Origin of the sequence: Limimaricola pyoseonensis, from assembly GCF_900102015.1 — a bacterium.
Taxonomy (GTDB): Bacteria; Pseudomonadota; Alphaproteobacteria; order Rhodobacterales; family Rhodobacteraceae; genus Limimaricola; species Limimaricola pyoseonensis.
Window position 1 is genome coordinate 15,535 of the sequence record NZ_FNAT01000005.1, and the last position, 20,832, is coordinate 36,366.

At 67.8% G+C, this 20,832-nt stretch carries 25 protein-coding genes; 1 reads left to right on the forward strand and 24 read right to left on the reverse strand.

The window, feature by feature from the left end; genetic code table 11:
- Position 1: 1 nt before the first annotated feature.
- The 22 genes from BLT43_RS11820 to BLT43_RS11925 form a co-directional block, all read right to left on the reverse strand.
- Positions 2 to 2,074 (reverse strand): phage tail length tape measure family protein, encoded by a 2,073-nt coding sequence (locus tag BLT43_RS11820; protein ID WP_090113126.1) that lies wholly within the window; start codon positions 2,072 to 2,074, stop codon positions 2 to 4.
- Positions 2,071 to 2,229: a DUF7697 family protein gene (locus BLT43_RS11825; protein WP_242652284.1), complete on the reverse strand. Its 159-nt coding sequence runs from the start codon at positions 2,227 to 2,229 to the stop codon at positions 2,071 to 2,073. Before BLT43_RS11825 ends, BLT43_RS11820 begins: the two co-directional genes overlap by 4 nt.
- A gap of 71 nt (positions 2,230 to 2,300) precedes the next feature.
- Positions 2,301 to 2,753: a hypothetical protein gene (locus BLT43_RS11830; RefSeq protein WP_090113128.1), complete on the reverse strand. Its 453-nt coding sequence runs from the start codon at positions 2,751 to 2,753 to the stop codon at positions 2,301 to 2,303.
- 10 nt (positions 2,754 to 2,763) lie between these two features.
- A complete protein-coding gene (locus BLT43_RS11835; RefSeq protein WP_090113129.1) occupies positions 2,764 to 3,711 on the reverse strand; it encodes a phage tail tube protein in 948 nt (315 codons plus the stop codon).
- Between the two features lie 32 nt (positions 3,712 to 3,743).
- The gene (locus tag BLT43_RS11840; protein WP_090113130.1) at positions 3,744 to 4,172 is read right to left on the reverse strand and encodes an acyl-CoA transferase; all 429 of its coding nucleotides are present in this window, start codon (positions 4,170 to 4,172) and stop codon (positions 3,744 to 3,746) included.
- Positions 4,172 to 4,816 (reverse strand): DUF6441 family protein, encoded by a 645-nt coding sequence (locus tag BLT43_RS11845; RefSeq protein ID WP_090113131.1) that lies wholly within the window; start codon positions 4,814 to 4,816, stop codon positions 4,172 to 4,174. The genes BLT43_RS11840 and BLT43_RS11845 overlap by 1 nt, the downstream gene beginning before the upstream one ends.
- Positions 4,813 to 5,124, reverse strand: a complete 312-nt coding sequence (locus tag BLT43_RS11850) for a head-tail joining protein (RefSeq protein ID WP_090113132.1) — start codon at positions 5,122 to 5,124, stop codon at positions 4,813 to 4,815. Before BLT43_RS11850 ends, BLT43_RS11845 begins: the two co-directional genes overlap by 4 nt.
- Entirely contained in the window at positions 5,121 to 5,390 is a 270-nt protein-coding gene (locus BLT43_RS11855; protein WP_090113133.1) for a hypothetical protein, read from the reverse strand. Before BLT43_RS11855 ends, BLT43_RS11850 begins: the two co-directional genes overlap by 4 nt.
- A gap of 66 nt (positions 5,391 to 5,456) precedes the next feature.
- Positions 5,457 to 6,488, reverse strand: a complete 1,032-nt coding sequence (locus tag BLT43_RS11860; protein ID WP_090113135.1) for a major capsid protein — start codon at positions 6,486 to 6,488, stop codon at positions 5,457 to 5,459.
- A 64-nt stretch (positions 6,489 to 6,552) separates the two neighbouring features.
- Complete coding sequence (locus tag BLT43_RS11865; RefSeq protein WP_090113137.1) at positions 6,553 to 6,927, reverse strand: head decoration protein; 375 nt, start codon at positions 6,925 to 6,927, stop codon at positions 6,553 to 6,555.
- A gap of 68 nt (positions 6,928 to 6,995) precedes the next feature.
- Positions 6,996 to 8,327 (reverse strand): S49 family peptidase, encoded by a 1,332-nt coding sequence (locus BLT43_RS11870; RefSeq protein WP_090113138.1) that lies wholly within the window; start codon positions 8,325 to 8,327, stop codon positions 6,996 to 6,998.
- Between the two features lie 5 nt (positions 8,328 to 8,332).
- Positions 8,333 to 9,883, reverse strand: a complete 1,551-nt coding sequence (locus BLT43_RS11875) for a phage portal protein (protein WP_242652285.1) — start codon at positions 9,881 to 9,883, stop codon at positions 8,333 to 8,335.
- Between the two features lie 41 nt (positions 9,884 to 9,924).
- Complete coding sequence (gene gpW / locus BLT43_RS11880) at positions 9,925 to 10,140, reverse strand: gpW family head-tail joining protein (RefSeq protein WP_090113142.1); 216 nt, start codon at positions 10,138 to 10,140, stop codon at positions 9,925 to 9,927.
- Entirely contained in the window at positions 10,130 to 12,133 is a 2,004-nt protein-coding gene (locus BLT43_RS11885) for a phage terminase large subunit family protein (protein WP_090113144.1), read from the reverse strand. The genes gpW and BLT43_RS11885 overlap by 11 nt, the downstream gene beginning before the upstream one ends.
- Complete coding sequence (locus BLT43_RS11890; protein ID WP_090113147.1) at positions 12,133 to 12,756, reverse strand: hypothetical protein; 624 nt, start codon at positions 12,754 to 12,756, stop codon at positions 12,133 to 12,135. The genes BLT43_RS11885 and BLT43_RS11890 overlap by 1 nt, the downstream gene beginning before the upstream one ends.
- 271 nt (positions 12,757 to 13,027) lie before the next feature.
- Positions 13,028 to 13,732 (reverse strand): hypothetical protein, encoded by a 705-nt coding sequence (locus BLT43_RS11895; protein ID WP_090113149.1) that lies wholly within the window; start codon positions 13,730 to 13,732, stop codon positions 13,028 to 13,030.
- A 405-nt stretch (positions 13,733 to 14,137) separates the two neighbouring features.
- Positions 14,138 to 15,994: a DNA primase family protein gene (locus tag BLT43_RS11900; RefSeq protein WP_090113151.1), complete on the reverse strand. Its 1,857-nt coding sequence runs from the start codon at positions 15,992 to 15,994 to the stop codon at positions 14,138 to 14,140.
- Positions 15,991 to 17,118 carry a DUF7146 domain-containing protein gene (locus BLT43_RS11905; RefSeq protein ID WP_242652286.1) on the reverse strand — a complete coding sequence of 376 codons (1,128 nt, stop codon included), beginning with the start codon at positions 17,116 to 17,118 and terminating at the stop codon, positions 15,991 to 15,993. The genes BLT43_RS11900 and BLT43_RS11905 overlap by 4 nt, the downstream gene beginning before the upstream one ends.
- Positions 17,119 to 17,131: 13 nt before the next feature.
- Positions 17,132 to 17,464, reverse strand: a complete 333-nt coding sequence (locus tag BLT43_RS11910; RefSeq protein ID WP_131802648.1) for a hypothetical protein — start codon at positions 17,462 to 17,464, stop codon at positions 17,132 to 17,134.
- Positions 17,457 to 17,792: a hypothetical protein gene (locus BLT43_RS11915; protein WP_131802649.1), complete on the reverse strand. Its 336-nt coding sequence runs from the start codon at positions 17,790 to 17,792 to the stop codon at positions 17,457 to 17,459. The genes BLT43_RS11910 and BLT43_RS11915 overlap by 8 nt, the downstream gene beginning before the upstream one ends.
- Positions 17,789 to 18,358, reverse strand: a complete 570-nt coding sequence (locus BLT43_RS11920; protein ID WP_090113159.1) for a hypothetical protein — start codon at positions 18,356 to 18,358, stop codon at positions 17,789 to 17,791. Before BLT43_RS11920 ends, BLT43_RS11915 begins: the two co-directional genes overlap by 4 nt.
- Positions 18,355 to 19,206 (reverse strand): ParB/Srx family N-terminal domain-containing protein, encoded by an 852-nt coding sequence (locus BLT43_RS11925; RefSeq protein WP_090113161.1) that lies wholly within the window; start codon positions 19,204 to 19,206, stop codon positions 18,355 to 18,357. The genes BLT43_RS11920 and BLT43_RS11925 overlap by 4 nt, the downstream gene beginning before the upstream one ends.
- 425 nt (positions 19,207 to 19,631) lie before the next feature.
- Between BLT43_RS11925 and BLT43_RS18925 the strand changes: the two genes are divergently transcribed.
- The gene (locus tag BLT43_RS18925) at positions 19,632 to 19,880 is read left to right on the forward strand and encodes a hypothetical protein (RefSeq protein ID WP_131802650.1); all 249 of its coding nucleotides are present in this window, start codon (positions 19,632 to 19,634) and stop codon (positions 19,878 to 19,880) included.
- Between the two features lie 19 nt (positions 19,881 to 19,899).
- Here BLT43_RS18925 and BLT43_RS11930 read toward each other — a convergent pair whose 3' ends face one another.
- Positions 19,900 to 20,343, reverse strand: coding sequence for a hypothetical protein (locus BLT43_RS11930; protein WP_090113163.1), 444 nt, complete (start codon positions 20,341 to 20,343; stop codon positions 19,900 to 19,902).
- A gap of 204 nt (positions 20,344 to 20,547) precedes the next feature.
- Positions 20,548 to 20,781 (reverse strand): hypothetical protein, encoded by a 234-nt coding sequence (locus tag BLT43_RS11935; RefSeq protein WP_090113165.1) that lies wholly within the window; start codon positions 20,779 to 20,781, stop codon positions 20,548 to 20,550.
- Positions 20,782 to 20,832 lie beyond the last annotated feature (51 nt).

Consider the following 20,832-nt stretch of genomic DNA (forward strand, 5'->3'; position numbering starts at 1 on the left):
TTCAGCCGGCGTTCACGCGCGGCCGGCCGGACACGCGACCGATGCTCTGCGGCAGCTGCGCCCGGTCGTAGGTCCGCAGACCCTCCTGCACCCCGGCCGCGATCATGTCGCGGATTTCGGCGTTGCCCGCCGCGCCATTGAGCGAGATCTGGATGACCGGCGCGGCGCGATCGCCCCGCCCCTGGCCGCGGCTCAGATCCGTCACCAACTCGTTCGGATGGAGGATGGCATGGAAGCCGCCCAAGCCATCGACGCCGCCCGATCGCGGGCCCGAGCCGGTGTAGCCGCCGCCGTCGAAGCTCGGCAGGCCGAGCGTGCCGGTGCCCGAGGGGTTGGTCGGGAACAGAATATCCAGACCATTGCCGAGCGCGCTGCCCAGGAACCCGGAGATCCCCTTGGCCGCGGGCGCCAGGATGTTCTGCCGGAAGGACAGCTTGGCGAGGTCGATCAGCATGCTGTCGACCAGGTCGCGGAAGCCGAACTTCCCGGTCTGCACGAACTCGCCGAAGGCGGCCTCGGCCCCTTTGAAGGCGTTGATGAGCACATCGCCCACGGCGGGGCCGATGTTCTGTGCACCGGTCCAGTATTCGTCCAGCTTGCCCAGCACCGCGCCCCAGCCCTTGTCGAGTTCCTCGACCTCCTTCAGCTCCTTCGCCGCGCGGCTCTTGCCGGCCCTGCCGCCGGACCCGGAGCCCTCGCGCTCGTCCTCGAGACGGCGGCGCGCATTGTCCCGCGCCCGGGCGCCGACCGCATCGAAGAACGTCCCCAGCGGGTCGGACGCCATGATGCCCTGGATTTCGCCCCAGAGTTCCTGGCCGCGATCCGCACCGGCGCCCTGATAGGGATTTTCCATCTTCTCGATCGGGGCCCCGACCGTGATTATTGGCTGGTTTTCGAGGCCGATCATCTCGCGGACGTTGTTCGCCATGTCGACGATCGGCCTGATCTTCTCGATCGACTTCTCGATCAGCCAGTTGAGCGCGTCGATGATGGCGTTGACCGAGGAGATGGCGATCGAACCGAGCGCGGAGGGTAGAACCTCCCAAGCCGCTTTCACCGACGCCAGCGCAACCCGGAAGGCATTGATGATCAGGTTGCCGCCGAACAGCACCGCGTTGACCGTGCCGTCCATGGCCCACTCGACCCAAGGCACGACCGCCTCCCAGGCCGGCTTCACCATGTCCCACAGGCCATCGCGGACCACCTGGAAGGTTGCCAGCGCGGTATCTCCGAAGGTGACAGCCACGCCCGAGCCATCGTTGATCGCAGCGGTCATGCCGGCGATCGCCAGCGTGCCGCCGGCAATGGCCGCGGTCAGCAGCGGAAAGCGCCCCACCACGCCGGCGACCATCGATCCGGTGTCCCGAAGCGCTTGGCGTACACCGCCCTGCCCGTCCCCGTAGATCTGCGCGATCTGCGTACCCTGCTGTGCCAGGACGACGAAAGGGTTCATCCCGCCGGCGATCGACACGCCGACGTCGTTGAACTGGTAGCCCAGCTGCGTCAGGCGCAGCGACGCGCCGCGCGAGGCGCGAGACACCTGATCGATTGCACCGCTGCGCCCCTTCAGCGCGGCGATCGAGGCCAGGCTCACCTGCCGTTCGCGCGAGATCGCCTGGGCCATCTCGTCGGCCGAGATCGCGCCGATGGCGTGCGCCTGCCGGATCCCGCCCAGGGCGTCGCGGTAGCGCTGGATCTCGGCGTAGAGCGGATTGTACTTCGCCCTGACATCATCGAGGGCCCGCCCATAGGCATCAATGTCCGAGCGATCCCGCGCCACGACCGCATTGACGCCCGTCGCCGCGTTCACGCGGTCCATGATCGAGCCGTCGTGCACTCCGGTCGCACGCATGATGGATGCCACCCGGGTCGCGCGCGCCGCCAATGCATCCATCTGCTGCAGAGCGGCCGTGCTCGACTGCCCGACGCCGTCGAGGCCACTCGACGCGGCGTTCGCCGCGGGCCCGATCATGTCCAGCGCCCGGCTGCCGGCCTGCCCGATCTCGACGAGCTCGGCCTTCAGCTGCTGTCCGCCGGTGGCAGCCAGGCGAACGGAAACGCGGCGCTCTGTCATGGATCGCTCCTCCCCTCGTCGCCTGTCCCGGCCTGTTCGTTCATCTTGGTCACCACGACCCGCTCGATGGCCGGCAGCAGCTCCGCCGCCGCCACCCGGCAGACGCCGAGCGCGGATCCGAGTGCCAGCGCGGCGCCGAGGTCGTAGCCCAGCACTCGGCCGTCAGAGACGCGCAGCTGGCCACCGATGCGCAGCACGAGTTGCCAGACCCCTTCGCCCTCGATGGTCAGCGGGCGGCTTTCGACTTGCGGGCAGCCTTCGCACGGCGCGGCGCAGGCGTCGCAGTAGGCCGCGCCCCCGCCGAACCACCATTCGGCGAGAGCGCAGAGCCTTTTTTTTCGAGGTGCAGCTGCATCGCCGCGGCGACGTAGCCGATCTGGAAGGCCTCGAAAGCGGGATAGAAATCCATCAGCGCATCGACCGCCTCGGGCGAGACCGGCATCGCGGCGTCGCCTGCGTCGACCACGCCCTCCCAGTCGAGGATCGCCCGAACGCCGATGGCCTTGGCCATGGCCACCGCGCGCTCCTCGGCCGAGGCGTCGGTGGACAGGGACGTGACGCGCGGATCCGAGCTGGCCGCGCCTACGAGCACCGAAGTCAGGGGCTGCACCTGGACCCGCACGCCGGGGCCGAGATCGAGCCAGCTGGGGCCGGTGGAGGAAAGGTTCAGACGGATCATGCGCGGCTCCTCAGAGGCTGTAGTTGGAGATGTCGTTGACGAGGGTGAAGGTCGCGGCGACGCCCTCGGTGGCGTCGCGCGACGCCTGCCACTGGTACTCGGCCTGAATGCCCCCCGGGCCGTCGATCGAGACCTTCGGCTTGGGCAGGAACACGCGGTGCGCGACCAGCGTGAAGGCCTCGGACGCACTGACGCGATATCCGAGCTCGAGCTCGATCGGCGTGGCGGCTTCGGCGAGATCCATCAGGTCGCGCGAGGCGTAGCGGACTGTGATCGAGCCGCGCAGCTGGGACATGCCGGGATCGATGTCCTCGACCTCGCCGTCGTCGCGGATGGTCTCGACGCCCTCGAGGTTGTTCGAGTAGTTGAAGGACGCGCCGACCACGTTCGCGAGCACGCCACCGTCGCGCTTCACCGAGCCGGTGAAGGACGAGAACCGCTCCACCTCGAAATCGACGGGGGTGCCGATCGCTGTCGTCGGCGCCTTGACCTCGCCCTTGGCCAGAACCGCCACGGTCGCATCGATAAGGCCGCGCGGGCGCATCTCGATCCCCAGCGTGTTGACCCGCGCGCCCTTGTTCATGGCGAAGGAGGGCACCTCCGGCATCCCGATCTCGATCGACATCGACGGGAGCACCTGCGCGCCGGACTTGAAGACGTGCGTGTAAGGCCCGGTGCCGGTGGTGGTGGGTGCGCCCAGGAGGCCCTTCAGCCAGACACCGAGTGCGCGCTTGTCGACCGGGATGGTGGCGCCGCCGTCGACCACCTGGCCATCGAGAACCGGGTCCTGCTCGTCGCGGCCGTAGCCGAGCAGGTTGGAGGCCAGCAGGCCCCGCGTGCCGCCGACGTCCTCGCGCGAGAACGGCATGCGCCAGAACTTGCCGGCCGCGGGCGGCGTGCCATAGGTCGTCTCGAAGCCGACCGCGACCTGCGCGCGGCTTCCCTTTGCTCGTGCCATGATGGGATCCTCTTGGAAGGCGCCGGGCTAGATCAGCCCAGCGGATCGGTGGTGGCGTAGTGCAGCCGGATCGGAAACGAGGCGGCCGAGATCGCCAGGCCGCCCTCGACCGGCAGATCCTCAGCCGAGGCCGCCTCCGCCTCGACCCACTCGCAGAGCCCGCCCAGCGTCCGGTCGGCCGCGATGGCCTGGCCGAGCGCTGCGCGCAGCGCATCGAACCGCAAGGTCCGCGTTTCCGGGTCGCCAGACAGGTAGATCTCGGCCTCGGCGCGGTGCTCGTAGTGCCAGGTGAGCGGCCCCATGGTCATCTCGGGCTCGCCCGGCTCGCCGTCGCGCAGGATGAGAAGGCCCGATGGCGGCACGCGGGTCGGCAGCGTACCGCCGCGCCCGGTCTCACAAGACATCGTGCTCGCGAGCGTCGCCTCGAGCGCCTGCAGGATCGTCTCGATCGTGGTGGGCATCAGTCCCTCCAGTTGGCCGCGATCCGGGCCGGCAACCCCGCCCCGACCTGGTCGGCGTCGCGCTTGAAGTCGAGCCGCTTGCGCAGCTTCACCTGCGGGACGAGCACGAAGATCGGCACGGTCTGGGCGCCTGTGAGAGTGCCGTCTCTCCGCCGCCGCCCCCTCTTCTGCCTGGCCTGACCCGAGCGCTTGGTCAGGCGGGCATCGTCGGCCACCAGGAGCGCCGACTTGCCGCGGCGGTAGATGAAGCGCAGCGGCATGCCGTGTCGGCGCTCCCAGTCGAGCGGCGTCATGCGGCGGCCGTAGAACCCGCGGCCGGCTGCCGGCAGCGGGATGGCGAGCCAGAAGCCGTCCTTCGACTTGATCAGGGGGCCCTTGTCGAAAGCGCCGATCAGCTTCGGCGCCTTGGTGTAGACCACCGCCGCCGCATCGGCGCTGTCGGTTCCCTTCGGATAGACCTCGCTGCGAATGCTCTTGACCAGGCGGCGACCAATCCCGGCCACGGTCACCTGTTCACGCCAGCGGGTCTGGAGGTCCCTGCCCGCCTGGCGCATCGATAGGGTGACTGCCCGCTCGCCCGCGCGATACTCCCGCGCGAGCTGCTCGGACAGCGACTTGAGATCGCTGTCGATCGCGAGCTTCATGCCGGCCGGGCTTCCATCGACCAGACAAGGCGTCGCGCGTCCCGTGTCGGCACGCCCTGCACGATGTAGCGCTGCCCCTCGATCTCGAACGCGTCGTTCTCTGACGGCGCGTTGATCTCCGAAACGCGCACCTTCAGCGTCATCGCGTCCGAGATCAGTCGGGTGCCGCCGAAGCTCGTCTCTTCATCAGCCGCCCGCGGGATCACGCGACAGCCGAGACCAGCCCCCCATCCACCCTGAAACCAGTGGGCCTTCTGTCCCATGCGCTCGAACACGGCGTCGATGCCGCGCCGGAAGGGATCGATCACTTCGCGGGCCCGGTCGGAGCCTGATCGTCGGCTTCGTCGAGGGCCGCCTTGGCCGCCGACTTCGATTTGCCGGGCTCAGCGGCCTTCGGCTGGCCCAACGCCTTGCGCGAGATCTTTCGGCCGAAGCCCTTCTCGATCCGTGCGGCAATGTCAGCGGGCACGCTTCCCCGCCAGCCGGCGGGAAGGGTGCGGCGGCGGTTCCCCGTGATCGGATAGGTGAACGAGCGATCGAGCTGCACCTTCACTTCGTCGGGCGACTTTCCCATGCCTTCGTCTCCTTCTGGATGGCAGCGGCGGCGCAGGAATGCCGCCGCTGATGTTCACGGCCGGCTTCAGTTCGAGGAGTGACCGCGCACCAGCACGCCGGGTCGGACACAGAACGGGATCGAGTTCATCTGGACCTCGATCTCGACGAAGCGGTTCGCCTTCGGGTCCGGCATCACCTTCGAGTAGAAGTCGAGACCCGGGGTGTTCACCGTCTCCATGTAGTCGGCCGGCGCGTTGTACTGGCGGAAGGTCTGGCGGGTGCCGACCGGGAAGAACCGCGCCTCGCCGTCGGGGATGAAGCTCGAGGTGACGATGCTGCCGTCCTCCTGGGGCACCTCGCCCTCGGCGAGATATTCCTCCCAAGTGATGCCCTGCCAGCGGAACCCGCCACGCACGTCGTTGCGCAGCGGCTCGGCCACCGACTGGTAGTACCGGTGCGCCTCACGGAAGTCGTCGTGGGCCATCAGCTTGTCCCAGAAGGTCGGCGAACACAGCGCATGCACTCCCCGCATGACGTCGCCGCGCAGGTTCAGTTCCACGTGCCGCTTCACCTCCGCCGCCTTGCCGATGATGTCGGTGCTTGCGGTGCCGAGGACGAAATCGACCTCCTTCTGCGTGATGCCGAACTCATCGAAAAGGTCCACCAGGACCGTCCCGTCGGCATCCCGGACCTGCCCCTGAAGCGCGCCGGCACGCAGGTATTCGCGCGTGATGTCCATCGAGCCGCGCATCTCGGACTGCCGATCGATGACGATGTCGATCACCTGCGCCAGCGCGCTCGTCTGTCCGAAGGGACGGATGCCCTGGATGTCGTCGGCGATCACCGTATCGGACAGGCCGAAGCGCGGCGTGCGGAAGGTCCGCATTTCGCGCTTGCCGCGCCGCGCGCCGGGCATCGCGGTGCCGCGCTGGCTCGACTGCACCAGCTGGATCACCCCGTTCTTCGATTCCACTTCGAAGGTCGTGGTCCGGATCGAGCGCGGTCCGAAGAGACCGAGTTCGCCGATCCGGCCCCACTGGTTCGGGATGTTGTTGACCGCCTCGGTCAGTTCGGAGACCCGGAACGCGTCGTCCCGGAAGATGTCCATGGTGAGCATGGAGATATCCTTTTCAGTGATGTCGGGAATGACGCGAGCGGGCCGCCCTCGAGGCGGGCCCGGATCAGACGTCGGTCAGGATGCCGAGGGCCTTGAGGCCCTCGACCGCGGTCGCGCGCTCGGCCGGGGTATCGACGCTGGTGCCGTAGAGCAGCGCGTGCCGCTTCACCCGGGCATGGCGGGCGATGAAGACGACGTCGTCGACATCGCCCGCGGCGGTGTCGATGTTCTGGGCCAGGACGCCCACGACCGTCTCCGCGCCGGTCGCCACGGCCGGATCGTAGGGCACGAGCTTGTCCGTGGCGGTGACGCGCCCCAGCACGAGCCCGATCTCGTAGCTGCCGCCACCACTCAGCGTGCCGGTCTCGCGGCTGTAGAAGTCGTCTTCCTCGAAGAGCAGGACGTCGCCCAGCACCTTCCGTTCCGTCTTGACGGGCATGGTTCTCTCCTATGCCGATTGGGAAAGCAGGTCGCGTGGAACGCCCTGCATGAAAGCCGCCGACCGCGTCAGGTCTGGTAGCGCTTCTTCACCGCGTCCACGGCGCGCGGGCCTTTCGGCGCGCCCGCCTCGGGCGTGTCGATGTCGGTGTCGTCTCCGGCCATCGCGGCCGCGAGCGCGCCGCCCGACACACCTTGCGCAGCTGCCTTCAGAATGCCGGCGCAGGCGTCCGGCCCGAGCTCGGTCTCGAACGCCAGGTGGCGCGCGAGCCTGTCCTGACCATCGGCCTCCGCGAGGGCGAAGATCGCGGCGATCCGCTGCCGCTCCGAGGACGCCGATGCACCATTCGTGGGCTGATCTTCGTCGTCCTCGGTCACGTCGTCTCCGCCGGAGATCTGCTCTTCCGGCGCGGTCTCGTCCTTGTCGTCGTCCTTCATCTGCGGACCCTCTCTGCTGCTGATGACTCGAGGCCGGGTCAGGCTTGCGCTGGCCCCGCCCTGGATTTCGGCCACGAAGGCCTCGAAGGCCGATCGAGGTTCGGCGACCTCGTCGGCCAACCCGGCGGCCACGGCCTCGTCGCCCATGAAGCTCCGCGCTTCGGTCGCACGGGCTGCCGATGCATCCAGCCGACTGCCCCGCCCTTTCCCGACCTCCGCCGCGAACATGCCCCGCAGAGCTTCCATCTCGGCCGAGATCCGTTCGCGCACCTCATCGGGCAATGGCGCATAGGGGTTGCCGTCCGCCTTGTGCGCACCGGCCGAAATGATCGTGACCTTGATGCCGGAGGCGTCGAGCGCGCCGCTGTAGTCGGCATGCATGCAAATGACGCCGATCGAGCCGACCCCACCGGTCGCGGGCAGGATCACCCGCCCTGCCTGGCTTGCGAGGGCATAGCCGGCCGAGAATGCATGCTCGGCGACGAAGGCTTGCACCGGCTTGTGCTCGCGCACCTCGCGAATGAGGGATGCAAGCCCGAAGCAGCCCGCCACCTCACCACCGAAGCTGTCGATTTCGAGGGCGATGCCCTGCACGCGGCTGTCTTCCGCCGCAGCTTCGACCTGCGCGGCCAGACCTTCATAGGAGGTCTGCCCGCTGGAGCGGCCGAGCCAGGCGCCGCGGTGCACGAGCACGCCGGTCACCGGGACCACCGCCACGCCGTCACGGATGGCGTAGCCATGGCCGCTCTCCCGGATACGATCCGAAAGCGAGTTGTCGAGCAGCGAGGCGAACGGCTTGGCCGTGCGGTAGGTCGCATCGGGCAGCGCATCGAGGCCGCCCACGATCTCGGGCGCCGCCCCGAAGAGCCGCTGGCCGAAGCCGGACACGAAGGCCTGGGCCTTGCGCATGTCGACCAGGAGCGGCGTGTTGAACGCCTTGGCGAAGATCTGCGGATGATCCATTCCCATCAGGTCCTTTCATCGAGAAGTGGGCTGCCGACCTGCCCCAGGAGGCGCGCGAAGCTCTCCTGCACCGGATGCAGGGAGCCTTCGGGCAGCACGCCGATCTCGCGCTTGATCTGCTCCATGTTTTCGAGCCAGTCGCTGCCGGTCAGCTCGGCTGCCTCTTCCTCGAGTGTCGAGAGACCCAGAGCCACCCGCATGGCCGCGGCCTGCGCTTCCTTGACCGGATCGACGAAGCCCTTGCCGGGACCGATCCACTTGGCCCGGCTGTAAGCCGACCAGTTCTCGCGAAACGAAGGCGCGCCCCGCGGCAACGTGATGCGGCCCGTGTCGATTTCCTCTTCGAGCCACGCCATGAAGAACGGCTGGCAGAACCCTTGCGCGAAGGAGACCCGGCGCGAGGTCCAGCCCCGCCATATCTCGACGAGGGCCGCGCGGGCGGAGCTGTAATTCGTCTTCGACCAGTCGGCCGCGAGCTGCTCGTAGGAAATGCCAAGCCCGCTTGCGATCTTGCGCAGCACCGCGCCCTCGAACTCGGCGAACTGCGCCGCCGGCCGAGAGGTGGAGACCATGCCGATCTCATCGCCCGGAAAGAGCTGGGTGATGCGGGCATTGCCCATCCTCACCCCGTCGCGCGCCTCGTAGTAGGATTGACGGTTCTCATGGTAGCCGAGAATTGCATTGCCGCCATCGCCCTCGCCGAAAAGCTCGTCCATCGCCTCCGGGCCCATGGGAGACTTGATGAAGGCGGCGAGCACCGCGTTGATCACCGCCGCCTGCAGCTCGACCCGGCCGTAGTGGTCCTCCATCCGGAGCGTCTCGATGATCGGAGCCAGCCGCGAAACACCGCGTGTCTGGCCGTCGCGAAACTTGTCGAAGAAGTGCATCACCACCGGCCGGCCCCACCCCTTCTCACGAGGCAATGCCTTCCAGGTGAATTGCCCTTCGTCGGCATATGGGGATGCCGCATGCGCCTGGCGGAAGTGATAGCGGAATGCGGCGCCGTGACGATCGAGCTCCACCCCAGAACGCAGACGCGTCTCGTCGGCCAGATCGGCGGGCGTGGACAGGAGATCCGGATCGACGACCCGAAGCACGGTGGCGGTCGGGCGCTCGGGTCGCCAGCTCACGATCCCAAGAGCCTCGCCCTCGATGATGTAGTTCCGATAGGCCAGCGCGAACATCTGCCCCACCGTCTGGCTGCGAGTGAGGTCACACAGCTTTCGCGGATCCTCCGCGTAGTTGCGCCAACGCGCCTCCACCCGGTTCTTGAACTCCGCAGCCCATTCGCTGCTCAGCCCTAGCGCCATCCAGTCGGGCTTCAGCAGCGGTCGGAACCGGCTCCCGACCACCGCATCGACCTCCTTGACGATGCCGCCGGCCGTCCAACCGTTGTTGCGGGCAAGGTCGCGCGATCGCGATACGATCCGTTCCCTGTTAGGCAGCACTTCCGCATCAGCGGACCTGAATGGCGGCTGAAATGCCAGCATGGCATCCGAACTGTCTCCGCCCGCGACGTAGGAGGTCTCGCCGAACCCCTGCGCGCCGGCCTTCAAGCGCACAGACCCCGGCCTGATGCGAGCTGCAGCGCTGGCCATTAGTAGATCACCCGACGGCTGCGGGTGCCGACGGCCTGGCCCAGCTGCCGCTTGAGGCTTCGGATGTAACGCCTGAGCCCGGCTTCGTTCGCCCGGCTGTACTCCTGACGGTCACCGTCATAGCCGACCGCGACCACCTGGGAGCCCGTCATCAGCTGGTGCAGGGCACCTTCCGCCTCGTCGAGGCGGGCCTGCAGGATCGCATCATCGGCCATTCAGGATCTCCGAGAGTGTTCTGCGTTTCGGCGCAGGCGATGCGCCTGCGTCGGTACTGGTTGCGGGGCCAACCGCAGGAATGGTCGTGTCGAACAGATCGCCCTGCTGGTCCTTGGGCGCCGTGCCGCGCTCCGCATCAAGCACGGCCCATTGTTCCTCGGTCATCGACGCCCAGCCCTTCCGCCGCGCGGCCGCTTCCGCGTAGAGCATCGTGTCAAGGCCCTCGTTCCGGCGGCTCGGCTCGACCAGTTCCCAGGCGCTGGTCACCACCCCGGCGCGGTTGCGCTTCAGGATCCGGACCTCCGAGGTGATCTGGCGGAAGAACTCGTCTCCCAGCCCCCGGGCCATGTGCACATAGCCGCGCTCGAGCGGATCGTCCTTCGCCAACCACGCATAGAAATCGGCCTTCATCTGACTCACGTTCAGCATGAACGCCCGCTTCTGCGCGCGTTTCGCCTTGCCGTCTCGGCGGCGCTCGAACTTCATCGGCATCAGCACTGGGCCGATCTGGCTTGAAGAGCCCTTAACCAGGATCACCCGGCTCCACGGGTGCCGCTTCGCATAGGCCCAGACGGCCTCGGTGTAAGTGCCCGCGTCGATCGCCATCATGTCGACCTGCAGCTGTAGGCCACGCTCGGTCCGCCAGTTCGCCTTCAGCAGCGCGTCGAGGTCGTGGCGACCCTCGTCGCTGTCGATGTGATGCGGGATTACGATGTAGTCGACCACCCAGCGACGGTAGCCGGCGCCGAAAGCCACGAGGTGCACCTCGGTCCGGTCGAGCTGGCAGTCGACGCCGGCCGCGAGAATCACGCCGCGCGCGGGTACGATCCCCTTGGGCAGCACCTCGTCGTCGGCCGCGTTCTCGACGCGGTCGCGCAGCTTCTCCCAGTCCGGCCCCTTCGAGGCTTGTTCGAACGGCAGGCCGATCACGTCGTTCCAGAACGTCTGCTCTGTCTCGGCCTCTGTCGTGGCCTTCGCCGCATCCTCGGAGGCGCCGGACACCGACACGCTGGTCCAGCCCATGACCTGGGCGAACTCGACCGCCATGGAGGCCCAATCCCGCTGGGGCGCATAGGCGCGCCACAGGTGAAAGCCGGGGTGGTCGCCCTGCGGATGTCCCGCGACCCACCGGCCCCGCCCAATGATCTGCTCCTTCCACTCGTGTCCGATGACCGCGTCGCAGTCCTCGCACGTGAAATGCGCCGCATGCAGCCGCTCGGGGTCGAGGTTGCGGCGGAAATTTTCCCAGGTCAGCGGCGCGAAGTGCCCGCAATGCGGACACGGCACGTGGTAGAGCCGCCGGTCGGAGCGGTTGTAGGCCCGCGTGATCCGGCAGGTGCCCGCGATCTGCGGTGTCGAGACCCGCAGGATCTTCGCATCCTCGAAGCCAGATGCCCGCGACAGCGCCAGCGCCTCCGGGTCACCCTTGGGCGTCATCTCGAACTTCGCGAGGTCGTCGAGCACCACGAGGCGACGCGACGTGCCGGCGAGATCATCCGGCGACCCGGCCGAGGCGATCTTGAGCGACCCGTTCCGCGCCAGGGTCTCCTGATTGAACTTCGCGTCCTTGTTGTCGCCGCCCCGGCCGTCGCCAAAAATGGCGCGCAGGCTTGGCGCCTGGCGGCGCATCGGCAGCCACTTGTTGTCGACCCATTCGGTCGCCGACGACGTCGTCGGATGCACCACGAGGCTATCGAGCGGACCGTACTCGTGCCAGGCGGCCACCACCGGGTTGACCACCGAAACCGTCTTGCCCCACTGCGCGCTGCCGCGGACGCTCACCTCTCGCGCAGGATGCTCCGGGCTCAGCACCTCGTGGATCTCCCGCAGGAACGGGAAGCGGTCGATCCGGAACGGCCCGGGCATCGGCGAGCGCTCGTCGAAGACGATGTTCTCTTCGCACCAGCGCGTGATGTCGGGCGGCGGAGGCGGCGCGAGGGCCTCGGCCAGGGCCGCCGCGATTTCCGCCTCGGCAGACGAGAGAAAGCCCATCAGACATCCGCCTCGGACTCGACGCCGGAGAGCGGCGCCACACGAGCCTGCCGTGCCAGCGCATCCGACCGCGACCCGCGGTGCGCCCGCCAGGTTTCCATCAGAAGCTGCCGGACCTGCTTGTAGTCCGTTCCGGTGACATCGGCGACGCGCCGCGCGCCGTCGCGCAGCATCGTCTCGATCTCGGCGATCTCCTGGCCGATCTGCCGCGCCGCCTGGCGCCGCGCCTCGGCCGCGAGGACGAAGGTGCCCTCCGCCTCGAGGTTCTGGCGCCGCAGGCGGCGAGCCTCCTCTTCCGCCTTGAGCGTGCGCGCCAACTCGTACCGATCGGGATCGTTGTCCCTGAGCTGACGCGCTTCGCTCGGGCCTGCTTCCTGCCCCACTTTGCCGGCATCGCTCTCGATGCTGCCGAGCGCGCGGCGTGTCCCCGCACCATTGCCCATGAGCTGGCCATGGTCGAGCCGCCGCCCGAGCGCTTCGGCGCATTTGCCCAGATCGAACCGTCGGGCCCGACCCTCGCCCTGGTAGCAGCCATCGAGCTTGCCCTCGGCGACGTACTGGCTGACCCGTCCCTTGGAGACGCTCAGTCTCGTGGCCAGCTCGGTCGCCCTCAGCATCGTCATCGATGGATCCTGTCTAACTGGTGGCCCCTCGTTTAGACCCGCCCGTTTAGGCTCTCGGACTTGTTTACCCCCGCGAAACCCATGCCCTCAGCGCCCCCGTATACGGAGTTGCCGGCGGGAAGGACCCGAAGGACGGGGGGTGCACGGGAGGCCCGGCCAGCGGCCGGATACGAAAGCGCCCGGTCGGGTCTCGGGTCCCGCCGGGCGCACTTCGTGATGATGCCCCAAGGGCTACATCCGGTTTGCTTAATCGAAAAGCCCCAAATTTCACTCAGAGCGCATAGAGCCGATCCAGGGCGCCGGTCAGCCCGTCGATCAGCGCCGCATTCGCAGACCGCGCATTGCCCCAACCTTGGGCCTTGCGGACCTCAGCCGAGGTGCGCCCCTCGATGCACACGGCATCGACCAGCTGGCGCGCCCGGATCGTCCTGCGCGGATCGTCGGCCCGGCGGCGCTGCGGCGTGAGAACGACCTCGTCGCCGATGGCGCGAAGCATCCCGCGGTAGCGTTGGATGTCGTGGATCAGCGCGTCGATCCACGACGCCGAGCCATCGCCCGCCCGGTCCTGGCCCTCGATCGACGAGCAGCGCACCCCGGCCGCCTCGACCCGCTCGACCAGCGCGGCATAGGTGCGTCCCGCCTCGACCTGCGCAACGGTGAAGAGCGGCTGGCCTTCGGGATCACGGCGGCGCGCCTGCAACTCCATCCGGTCGAAGGCATCGACCGTCGCTGCCGGATGAAAGCCCTCGGCCGTGGCGCGGCGGGTGCGCAGGCCCGATTGCGTCATCACCGTCTCGTACTGGCGCAGCACCCGCATTGGTCCGCGTCCCGGCGCCGCGTGGATCTCGGGGCTGCAGTCGGCGGGCGGCTGCGCCTGGGCCAGCAGCGCCTGCACCCGGTCTACCTCGTCCGAGAGACGGTCCTTGCCGGTGACGGGGCGCGCGGTGAGGCCGAGGAGGGAGAAGTGCTGCGACATGGATAGGTCTCTCTCAATATCTGGTGTCGATGGTGGATGCCTGACTAGGTCTTGCGTCGACTTGTGGAGGTACGGGAGGAACGGGAGGATAGATCGTGGTGAATACGCCATCCTCCCTCGGCTCCGATCCTTCCAGTTGGCTGTATTCGTTGAATAAAATGGGACGGAGTAGAGGATAGGGAGGATAGGGAGGATAATTCCGGTATACGCATGAGGGCCTTTGGCTGCTGGCTTGGTGGCTGGAAATACGCGCGTACGCGTATGCCGAAATCATCCTCCCTATCCTCCCTCGGCTCCCTCTCCTGCCCCCAAGCTATTGGTCTTCTTACATTTCCCCCGCACCCCCTTGGCTACGCCTTCCTCCCGTCGGAGGCTCTATCCTCCCCATCCTCCCGGCTGTTTTCATCAGTAGGGGTCCGGGGCCCAGTCCGCAGGCGCACCGCTGGAGGACGACGAGGCCGGCGGACCGCCATAGCTGCCGGTGTCGGCGCCCGCTGCCATGCGGTTCTTGAACTCGTCCGAGAGCAGCAGGCCGCGATAGCCGGCGATGCTGCGCTTGCCGTCGGTGAAGGTCAGGCCGGAGCGTCGATCGCGGTAGTGATCGGCCTTGGACTTCAGCCGCAGCTGCACCGTGCGGGGCGTCCACTGGCTGTCGCCACGCTCGTCCATCCAGTAATTGAAGGCGGTGACGAGATCCTTGGTCCGGGTGAAGGCCTCTGGGTTGCCCGTGACCTCGCAGCACTGGTCGAGGAAGCTGCCGACCGGATCGCTCTCCTCGCGATAGGCCCGGGTCGCCTCGGCCACGCTCTCGGGCACCTGCAGCCCAAGCTCGAGATAGTCCTCAAGCCCCTCGATCAGCCAGTTCAGGATGCCGGCCCGCTCCTCCCAGAGCTTCCGGCCGAGATGCGGATCCCGCTCCTCCTCGGGGATCTGCACGCCGAAGAGCACGAGAAGCACGCGCCGCCAGATGCCGTCGTCGGTGCCGCGGATCTCCGGCTTGTGGTTGCCCGAGATCACCAGCTTGAACTTGGGGTTCACCTCGACGAAGTCCTCGCGCAGGGCGCGCACCAGGATCGGCTCGCCCCCGGTCAGCTCCTTGATCGTGCCCTCCTTGAGCCGCTCGCCCTGCTCGGGCTCGGAGGCCCGAACCATGCGCGCCCCCATGAGCGGGATCAGGTCGGGGGTGGCATCGGCTCCGCCCCGCTTCGACTGGCCGGTCAGCGACTCGATCTTGGCCGTGGCCGAGTAGTCGCCCATCATCCTCGCCATCAGGTCCACCAGGACCGATTTGCCGTTCGCGCCATGGCCGTAGAAGAACACGAGGTTCTGGACCACCACGCCGGTCATCGAAAGCGCGAACCAGCGCTGCAGGAAGCCTCGGATCTGCGGATCGGGCTGCACCCTGCGCAGGAAGGCGTCGAACAGCGGCGCTTTCGCCTCCGGGTCGTGCTCGACCGGCATGCACTTGGTCAGGTAGTCCTCGCGATCGTGGTCACGCATCTCCCAGGCCGCGCGCTTCGGCTGGCCTTTTGCCTCGTGCACCACGAAGTGCAGCGTGCCGGACGCGGTGTTGATCGCCAGCGGATCGGCATCCAACTCGTCGAGCGTCTTCGACAGGGTCACGCCCGCTTCGGTCAGCATGGCATCGATCTTGCCAGTGTTGCCCGTCGACTTGGCGAAGGTGCGGTGCTCGGTCTTCCGCTTGCCGAGGGCCTTCTTCACCGCCACCGCGGCGTTGACCTTCTGGTGCGCCGCAGCGAGCGCCGCCTCGTCCTCGTCGGTCCGGTCCTCGATCGCGCGCAGTCGCCGCACCTCGGCCTCGGCGGCAGGCAGCGCGTCGAGGCGCTGCCGCTCCCAGTCGTCGAGCGCGAGGAACCGGACCTCCTCGAGCATCCGGTCGCTGACCGACTGCGCCAGGCGCCGCACGGCAAGGCCGTTGCTGTCCTGCGCCCAGCGAGCCCCGTCCCAGCCGAACCAACCGACCCGCGGCACCTGCACCACGTCGCTGCCGTGATAGAGCACGAAGCGACGGCCGTTGCCGACATCGTTGAGCGGATATGCCGATCCCTCGATCTCCAGCGCCGGTGTGTCATCCGGCCGGCCGGGGTCATTCGGGTCGCCCGGCGCCTGGCCTTGCGGATCTCCGGCATCGCAATCGGGGTCCAGGGTTTCAGCCGCCGTCGGCACGCCGCCCATGTCGACCTCCTCGGCCGAGGCGATGCGGTCGCGCACCTCGCGCAGCGGATCGGTCTCATCCGTCATTTCGGGTCCCTCGTCAGAATGTCGTTCAAGTCCTGTCCCTCGCCCGCATGGACGATGGAGATGCTGTTGAGCCCGCGGATCCGCGCGCGGGCGCGGCGCAGGCCGGATAGAAGCTGGGCGCGGGTCGCGCGCGGATCGCTGTCGCCGTCCTGGATGAAGACCAGGCGCCGGATCCACGGCGGCGGCAGAAAGGCGCTGTCGTCCTCGAGATCGGGGATCCCGGCATACTTCATGCCCTTGCCGCGCAGCACGCGCTTGCCGGCCATGTTGCCGAGATCGATCCCCGCCCAGTAGGCCGTGCCGGGCAGCGCGTCGGCCGCGAGCGCGGTGAACGTCGTCTCGATCCCCTCGCCCATCACCAGCGTGTCGAAGTCGCCCGGCCGCGGCTTGTGATGCGTCAGCCGGATCGCGCATCCCCTCTTCGAGCCGAGGCTCTTCTTGCGCTTGAGCACCGCGCCCTCATGCATAATCCGCGCCTTGCCCTGCGGCTGGTCGAGGTCGAACCAGGTGCGATGCACGGCCGAGAACTGGCCTGAGGGCAGCTGGATCGCCGCGAGCATGGCGGGGCCGCGATGGACCTCCTGCCAGCCGCGATCCTCGGCCGGGACCATGTAGGGCAGCGCCGGCGCGTAGCGCAGGCAGGGCGGCGGGCTCGATGCCAGTGCATCGGGCAGCCCGCGCAGCCGCAGGTAGTCGACGACGGGCGAGCCGGCGGCAGGGGCGGCCGCATCCCAGATCGAGCGCGCGGCCGAGACGGCCTCGGCGCGCTTGCGCTCCGCCACCCGCTCGGCATTCGCACGGTCGCGCTCGCGGGCCTCTTCGCGCTGCCGGCGGACCACCGGATCGATCTCGCGCTCCGCCTCGCCCACGAGCCAGGCCAACGCCGCCTTGAAGTCGCAGGCGAGCACGAGCTCGACCAGGCGCACGCCGTCGCCGCCACCGCAGTGCCGGCAGTTGAAGACGCCGAGATCGGGGTTGATCGAGAAGCGGTCGGTCCCGCCGCAGGCCGGGCACGGGCCGACCTGCTCGCGCCCCGACGGCTTCAGGCCGCGGATGTCGAGCCGATGCGCGACCTCCACGATGGGGATCGCGCGAGCCTCCTCAAGCCGGGTGTCGTCCTGCACGCCCATGTCCGCCTCACAGCCCGCCGGAAAAGCGTTGCTGCGCCGCGTCGGAGCGCCCGGCATAGAGCATCAGCAGCGCTCGCCGCAGCAGCTCATCGGCCTGTTCCGGTCGAATGCCGGCGACACCATGCGCCACGCGGCCCGCTTGGACCCGCACGAGTTCGATCGGCTCGGCCAGCGGCTCGTCGTTCGGCTTGCCGAGCCGGTCCAGAACCTCGCGCAGCCGCGCGCGCAGGCTGGCACGCACGTCGTCCGAGCGGGCGGGCGTCAAGGCGTAGGTGACCGCGGTCTCGACCATTGCCGCCACGGCCGCGAGATCCACGGGCTGGCGCTGGCGTTCAGCCATGAGCGACCTCGCGTTGCCAGGCGTCGAAGCCGCGGGGCAGTTCCTCGCGCAGGAGCTGTTCGGTCCGCTCGGCATCGCTGCGCACCGCGCCGTCCTTCCAGTCGCAGACGAAGTGGAAGAGCGCGAGGCCCGCCCCTTCGTGGTCGTCGGGCGCGTCTGCCGCGAAGACGGAAACCGCCGACATCGCCAGCTCGTCGTCCGGCACCAGGTCGCGGGCGTAGGTCGAGAAGGCCTCGATCTCGCCGGCTGTCACCGGACGCTGGCGCGCTTCGAGAGCGATCGTCAGTGCCCGGTAGCCGAATGCCATGCTGGGATTGATATCGCTCACTCCTGCTCCTCCGAGGCACGCGGCGCGATCGCCAGGTGGCGGCGCAGCGTGAGCGCGCCATTCGGATCGCGCAGCCGGGCGACGACGCGCTCGGCCACGGCCGAGGAGTCGAACCCGGCAAGGTCACAGACCAGTGCGAAGTCGGGCGTGCCGATCCATGTCGGGCGCGCGGGGCGACCCCGCCGCTGCGCCTCGAGCACGTCGTCGGTGACAGACATCAGGCAGTGACGCAGGACCTCCTGCCAGAGCATCTGGCAGCGCGAGACATCGGCGCTGTCGGTGCCCGCCCACCAATGCTCCGGCCAGGGCTCGCGCCGTTCGGCGTTAGTGCGCGCCTCGCGGTTCGCAGCCGCGACCTGTGCCTCGATAGCGTCACGAAGCGAGGGACGGACACCCTGCCCGCCCGGTCTGGCCGAGAGCGGTGCCTGGGCAGGGTTTGCCGGAGCCGACCGGCCCCGCGGACCATCCAGCGCGGCAAGATCGGCGAGGATGTCGGTGCCAGCACGGGCGGCCGAGGCCGGCGCGGCCGCTGCGGCGCGCAGCGCGGCCAGGATGTCGATGGTCATCGTGGGATTCCTCCTTCGCGGTGCCAGCGCTGCAGCATGGCCGTCAGCAGCTGGGTGAAGACCGCCATGTGGCTGCGCTGCGAGTAACCGGGCTGGGTCCGGATCCTCGCGGCGTTGGCATTCGTCGTGACCAGATCGAGGCTGTCGAAGAACCCGACCAGCGTACTGAGCCGTACATCTGGCACCGCGATCGCGGCGCTTAGGAGCGGCTTCAACGTTTCGTTGGTCCAGGCCTCGGTGAAGTTCGCGCCGAAGCAGCTCCGCGACAGCGCGGTCAGGGTCCGTGTGACGATCTCGCCATGGCCGGCCTCGACCATCTGGCGGATCGCCGAAACGCTGTAGACCTGCCGGACCTGCCGTCTGTCGCTGCTGGCCTGCACCGTCATCAGCTCGCAGCCGGCGGCACGTACCACGCGGTCGCACTCGACCGCCCAGGTCTCGCCTGCCGCCAGCGCGGCCTTGTAGACTTGGATCGGATGGACCCGTGTCATGTCGCCGTTGATCCCGGCGAAGGCGGCCGCCTGCTCGGCCGGCGCGAGATCGTTGATCGCGCCCGGCACCGCCGTGTGACCGACCAGCGCCGCGGCGTGGGTGCGATGCTGCCCGTCGATCAGCGCCAGGCGCCCATCGTCGAGGGGGGCGGTCATGACCGGCGAGAAGCGCTTCCAGGTGAAGTTCGTCGCGATGCGGAGGATGATCTCCCAGTTCCCCTCGAGGAGCGGCCGCTGGTAGCGATCATCGATCACCAGCCGCGCGATCGGGATCCACACGAGCTCGGGGCGATCCTCGATCGGGATCTCCTCCGGCATCGTCCGGCCACTGACATCGATGGCGCGATAATGGGTCATGCGAAATTCTCTCCGGCTGGCTTGAGCGGTGGCAGCGTGTCGAACCGGGCAATTACACCGGATGCTGTCAGAGCCATGTGGCTCGTGGCCCCGTCCGGTGGCGCGGCCGTTCGACGAGACAGCGTTTGCGATAAGTCGAAATCGCGATTAGCCGTGCCTGGTCGACAGATAGGAGCGGCGATGCGGCCGCTAGTCTGTGAGAGCGGCAGATCGGCGAGAGCGAACGGTTGCTCTCGAAAGGAGAGGGACGCGCCAATGTAGGGAACGGGGGCGCTCATCGGTTTCTCCGGGCAAAACCGCCACAGAGCGAACCAACTTTACAAAGGTTAAGCCCGCCGCTGATTGCGTGATTGGGGCATGCAATGTCAATTCGCTGAACAACCTCTGGGAATATTCCAGCAACTTGGGAGTGCAGTGAGACAACGATGGAGACGAAACCCGTATGGTCGAAGCAGGCCGACGACCTGATCCGCGCTGCGAAAGCGCAAGCTGAAGCCGAAGAGGTATTTGGAGAAGCACTGACCACCATTCTCATCGGCGAAACGGCAGCGTGGCCAATCCTTAGACCTCGGATAATGGAACTCATTGCCGTTCTCGAGACGACCGGAAGCCACGGCGAGGCCCAGGTTCTCCACTCCATTCTGAAGCGAGTGGACAAGAGCCACCGAGTCTGAGCGAAGCGAATGGCGGTCACTACGCCGCCCCCCGTAGCGAACGGACAGCGGCAAGCGCTCGTGCGGCTGCCTCTGCGATATCGATCAACTGCGCCTCGGCTACCGTCAAGCAACCGCCCTGCCCAGCCTCGATCAGCGCTGCACTGCCCTCGCCGCCTTCTTTGATAAGGTCGGCCGCAAGGTTCAGTAGGGCCGAAGGATCGGTGGGCTGATCGTCGGAGCCTTCGGCCTTAATAGCATCGAGGATCCGCTGCGAGCCGGTCAGGTGGTAAATGGCCACGGCGTCAGCGAGTGCCCACTCTCGGGTGCCGTTCATCTTGCGCGAAAACGCGGCGTAATCGACCGTCGCGCCGATGCCGCCCCAGTATTCGGCGATCTCGAGGGCCGCGCAGGCTTGCTTCGGAAAGTGCTTACGCACCGCGCCGCGCATCAGCGTATGAAGGTAAGAGCGGCTATCAGGCATGACATGCAACCTTATTGCTTTGCCGCGTGCTCTTTCTCGCACCACCATAGCGGTATGAGACGGACGCAATGCATTGATGGTAAATGGCCTTGTGCGACTGTGCAGCCGTACGAGAATCCCGCTGGTTGTGGGCGCAGGGCGCAGTTTGGCGATGTCCGGGCGAAAGGGGCATGTACGGGGCTCAGGGCTGCAAGGGAGGGTGGATCAGGCGGTGGTGTTATCGGGTGCGGAGTCGCCCTTCGGACCCGACGGGTTATTGTGCATCAGGTCGCGGATCTTCTCGATTGTGCTTGGGCGGGCCTCTCCGCCCGCGCGGATGCGCGACACAAAACCCGGATCACAGACGAAGCACCGACCGAAGGTGGACGGCTTCGTGCCGGTCCGCCGCAGGTAGGCTTCTATCTCGCTTCTGAACTGCTGCATCATCATGAGCACCATGATGTAGGTTTTATCCTACCATGACAAGAGGATTTAACCTATTTGCCCCCA

Excerpts from the sequence above, each read along its gene's own strand:
- BLT43_RS11935 (WP_090113165.1), bottom strand. The coding sequence starts at position 20,781 with ATGGTGCTCATGATGATGCAGCAGTTCAGAAGCGAGATAGAAGCCTAC.
- BLT43_RS11865 (WP_090113137.1), bottom strand. The coding sequence starts at position 6,927 with ATGCCCGTCAAGACGGAACGGAAGGTGCTGGGCGACGTCCTGCTCTTC.
- BLT43_RS11870 (WP_090113138.1), bottom strand. The coding sequence starts at position 8,327 with ATGGATCATCCGCAGATCTTCGCCAAGGCGTTCAACACGCCGCTCCTG.
- BLT43_RS11920 (WP_090113159.1), bottom strand. The coding sequence starts at position 18,358 with ATGACCATCGACATCCTGGCCGCGCTGCGCGCCGCAGCGGCCGCGCCG.
- BLT43_RS11895 (WP_090113149.1), bottom strand. The coding sequence starts at position 13,732 with ATGTCGCAGCACTTCTCCCTCCTCGGCCTCACCGCGCGCCCCGTCACC.
- BLT43_RS11925 (WP_090113161.1), bottom strand. The coding sequence starts at position 19,206 with ATGACCCATTATCGCGCCATCGATGTCAGTGGCCGGACGATGCCGGAG.
- BLT43_RS11890 (WP_090113147.1), bottom strand. The coding sequence starts at position 12,756 with ATGACGATGCTGAGGGCGACCGAGCTGGCCACGAGACTGAGCGTCTCC.
- BLT43_RS11820 (WP_090113126.1), bottom strand. The coding sequence starts at position 2,074 with ATGACAGAGCGCCGCGTTTCCGTTCGCCTGGCTGCCACCGGCGGACAG.
- BLT43_RS11855 (WP_090113133.1), bottom strand. The coding sequence starts at position 5,390 with ATGGGAAAGTCGCCCGACGAAGTGAAGGTGCAGCTCGATCGCTCGTTC.
- BLT43_RS11845 (WP_090113131.1), bottom strand. The coding sequence starts at position 4,816 with ATGAAGCTCGCGATCGACAGCGATCTCAAGTCGCTGTCCGAGCAGCTC.
- BLT43_RS11835 (WP_090113129.1), bottom strand. The coding sequence starts at position 3,711 with ATGGCACGAGCAAAGGGAAGCCGCGCGCAGGTCGCGGTCGGCTTCGAG.
- BLT43_RS11840 (WP_090113130.1), bottom strand. The coding sequence starts at position 4,172 with ATGCCCACCACGATCGAGACGATCCTGCAGGCGCTCGAGGCGACGCTC.
- BLT43_RS11910 (WP_131802648.1), bottom strand. The coding sequence starts at position 17,464 with ATGGCTGAACGCCAGCGCCAGCCCGTGGATCTCGCGGCCGTGGCGGCA.
- gpW (WP_090113142.1), bottom strand. The coding sequence starts at position 10,140 with ATGGCCGATGATGCGATCCTGCAGGCCCGCCTCGACGAGGCGGAAGGT.
- BLT43_RS11885 (WP_090113144.1), bottom strand. The coding sequence starts at position 12,133 with ATGGGCTTTCTCTCGTCTGCCGAGGCGGAAATCGCGGCGGCCCTGGCC.
- BLT43_RS11860 (WP_090113135.1), bottom strand. The coding sequence starts at position 6,488 with ATGCTCACCATGGACATCTTCCGGGACGACGCGTTCCGGGTCTCCGAA.
- BLT43_RS11930 (WP_090113163.1), bottom strand. The coding sequence starts at position 20,343 with ATGCCTGATAGCCGCTCTTACCTTCATACGCTGATGCGCGGCGCGGTG.
- BLT43_RS11830 (WP_090113128.1), bottom strand. The coding sequence starts at position 2,753 with ATGATCCGTCTGAACCTTTCCTCCACCGGCCCCAGCTGGCTCGATCTC.
- BLT43_RS11900 (WP_090113151.1), bottom strand. The coding sequence starts at position 15,994 with ATGACGGATGAGACCGATCCGCTGCGCGAGGTGCGCGACCGCATCGCC.
- BLT43_RS18925 (WP_131802650.1), top strand. The coding sequence starts at position 19,632 with ATGGAGACGAAACCCGTATGGTCGAAGCAGGCCGACGACCTGATCCGC.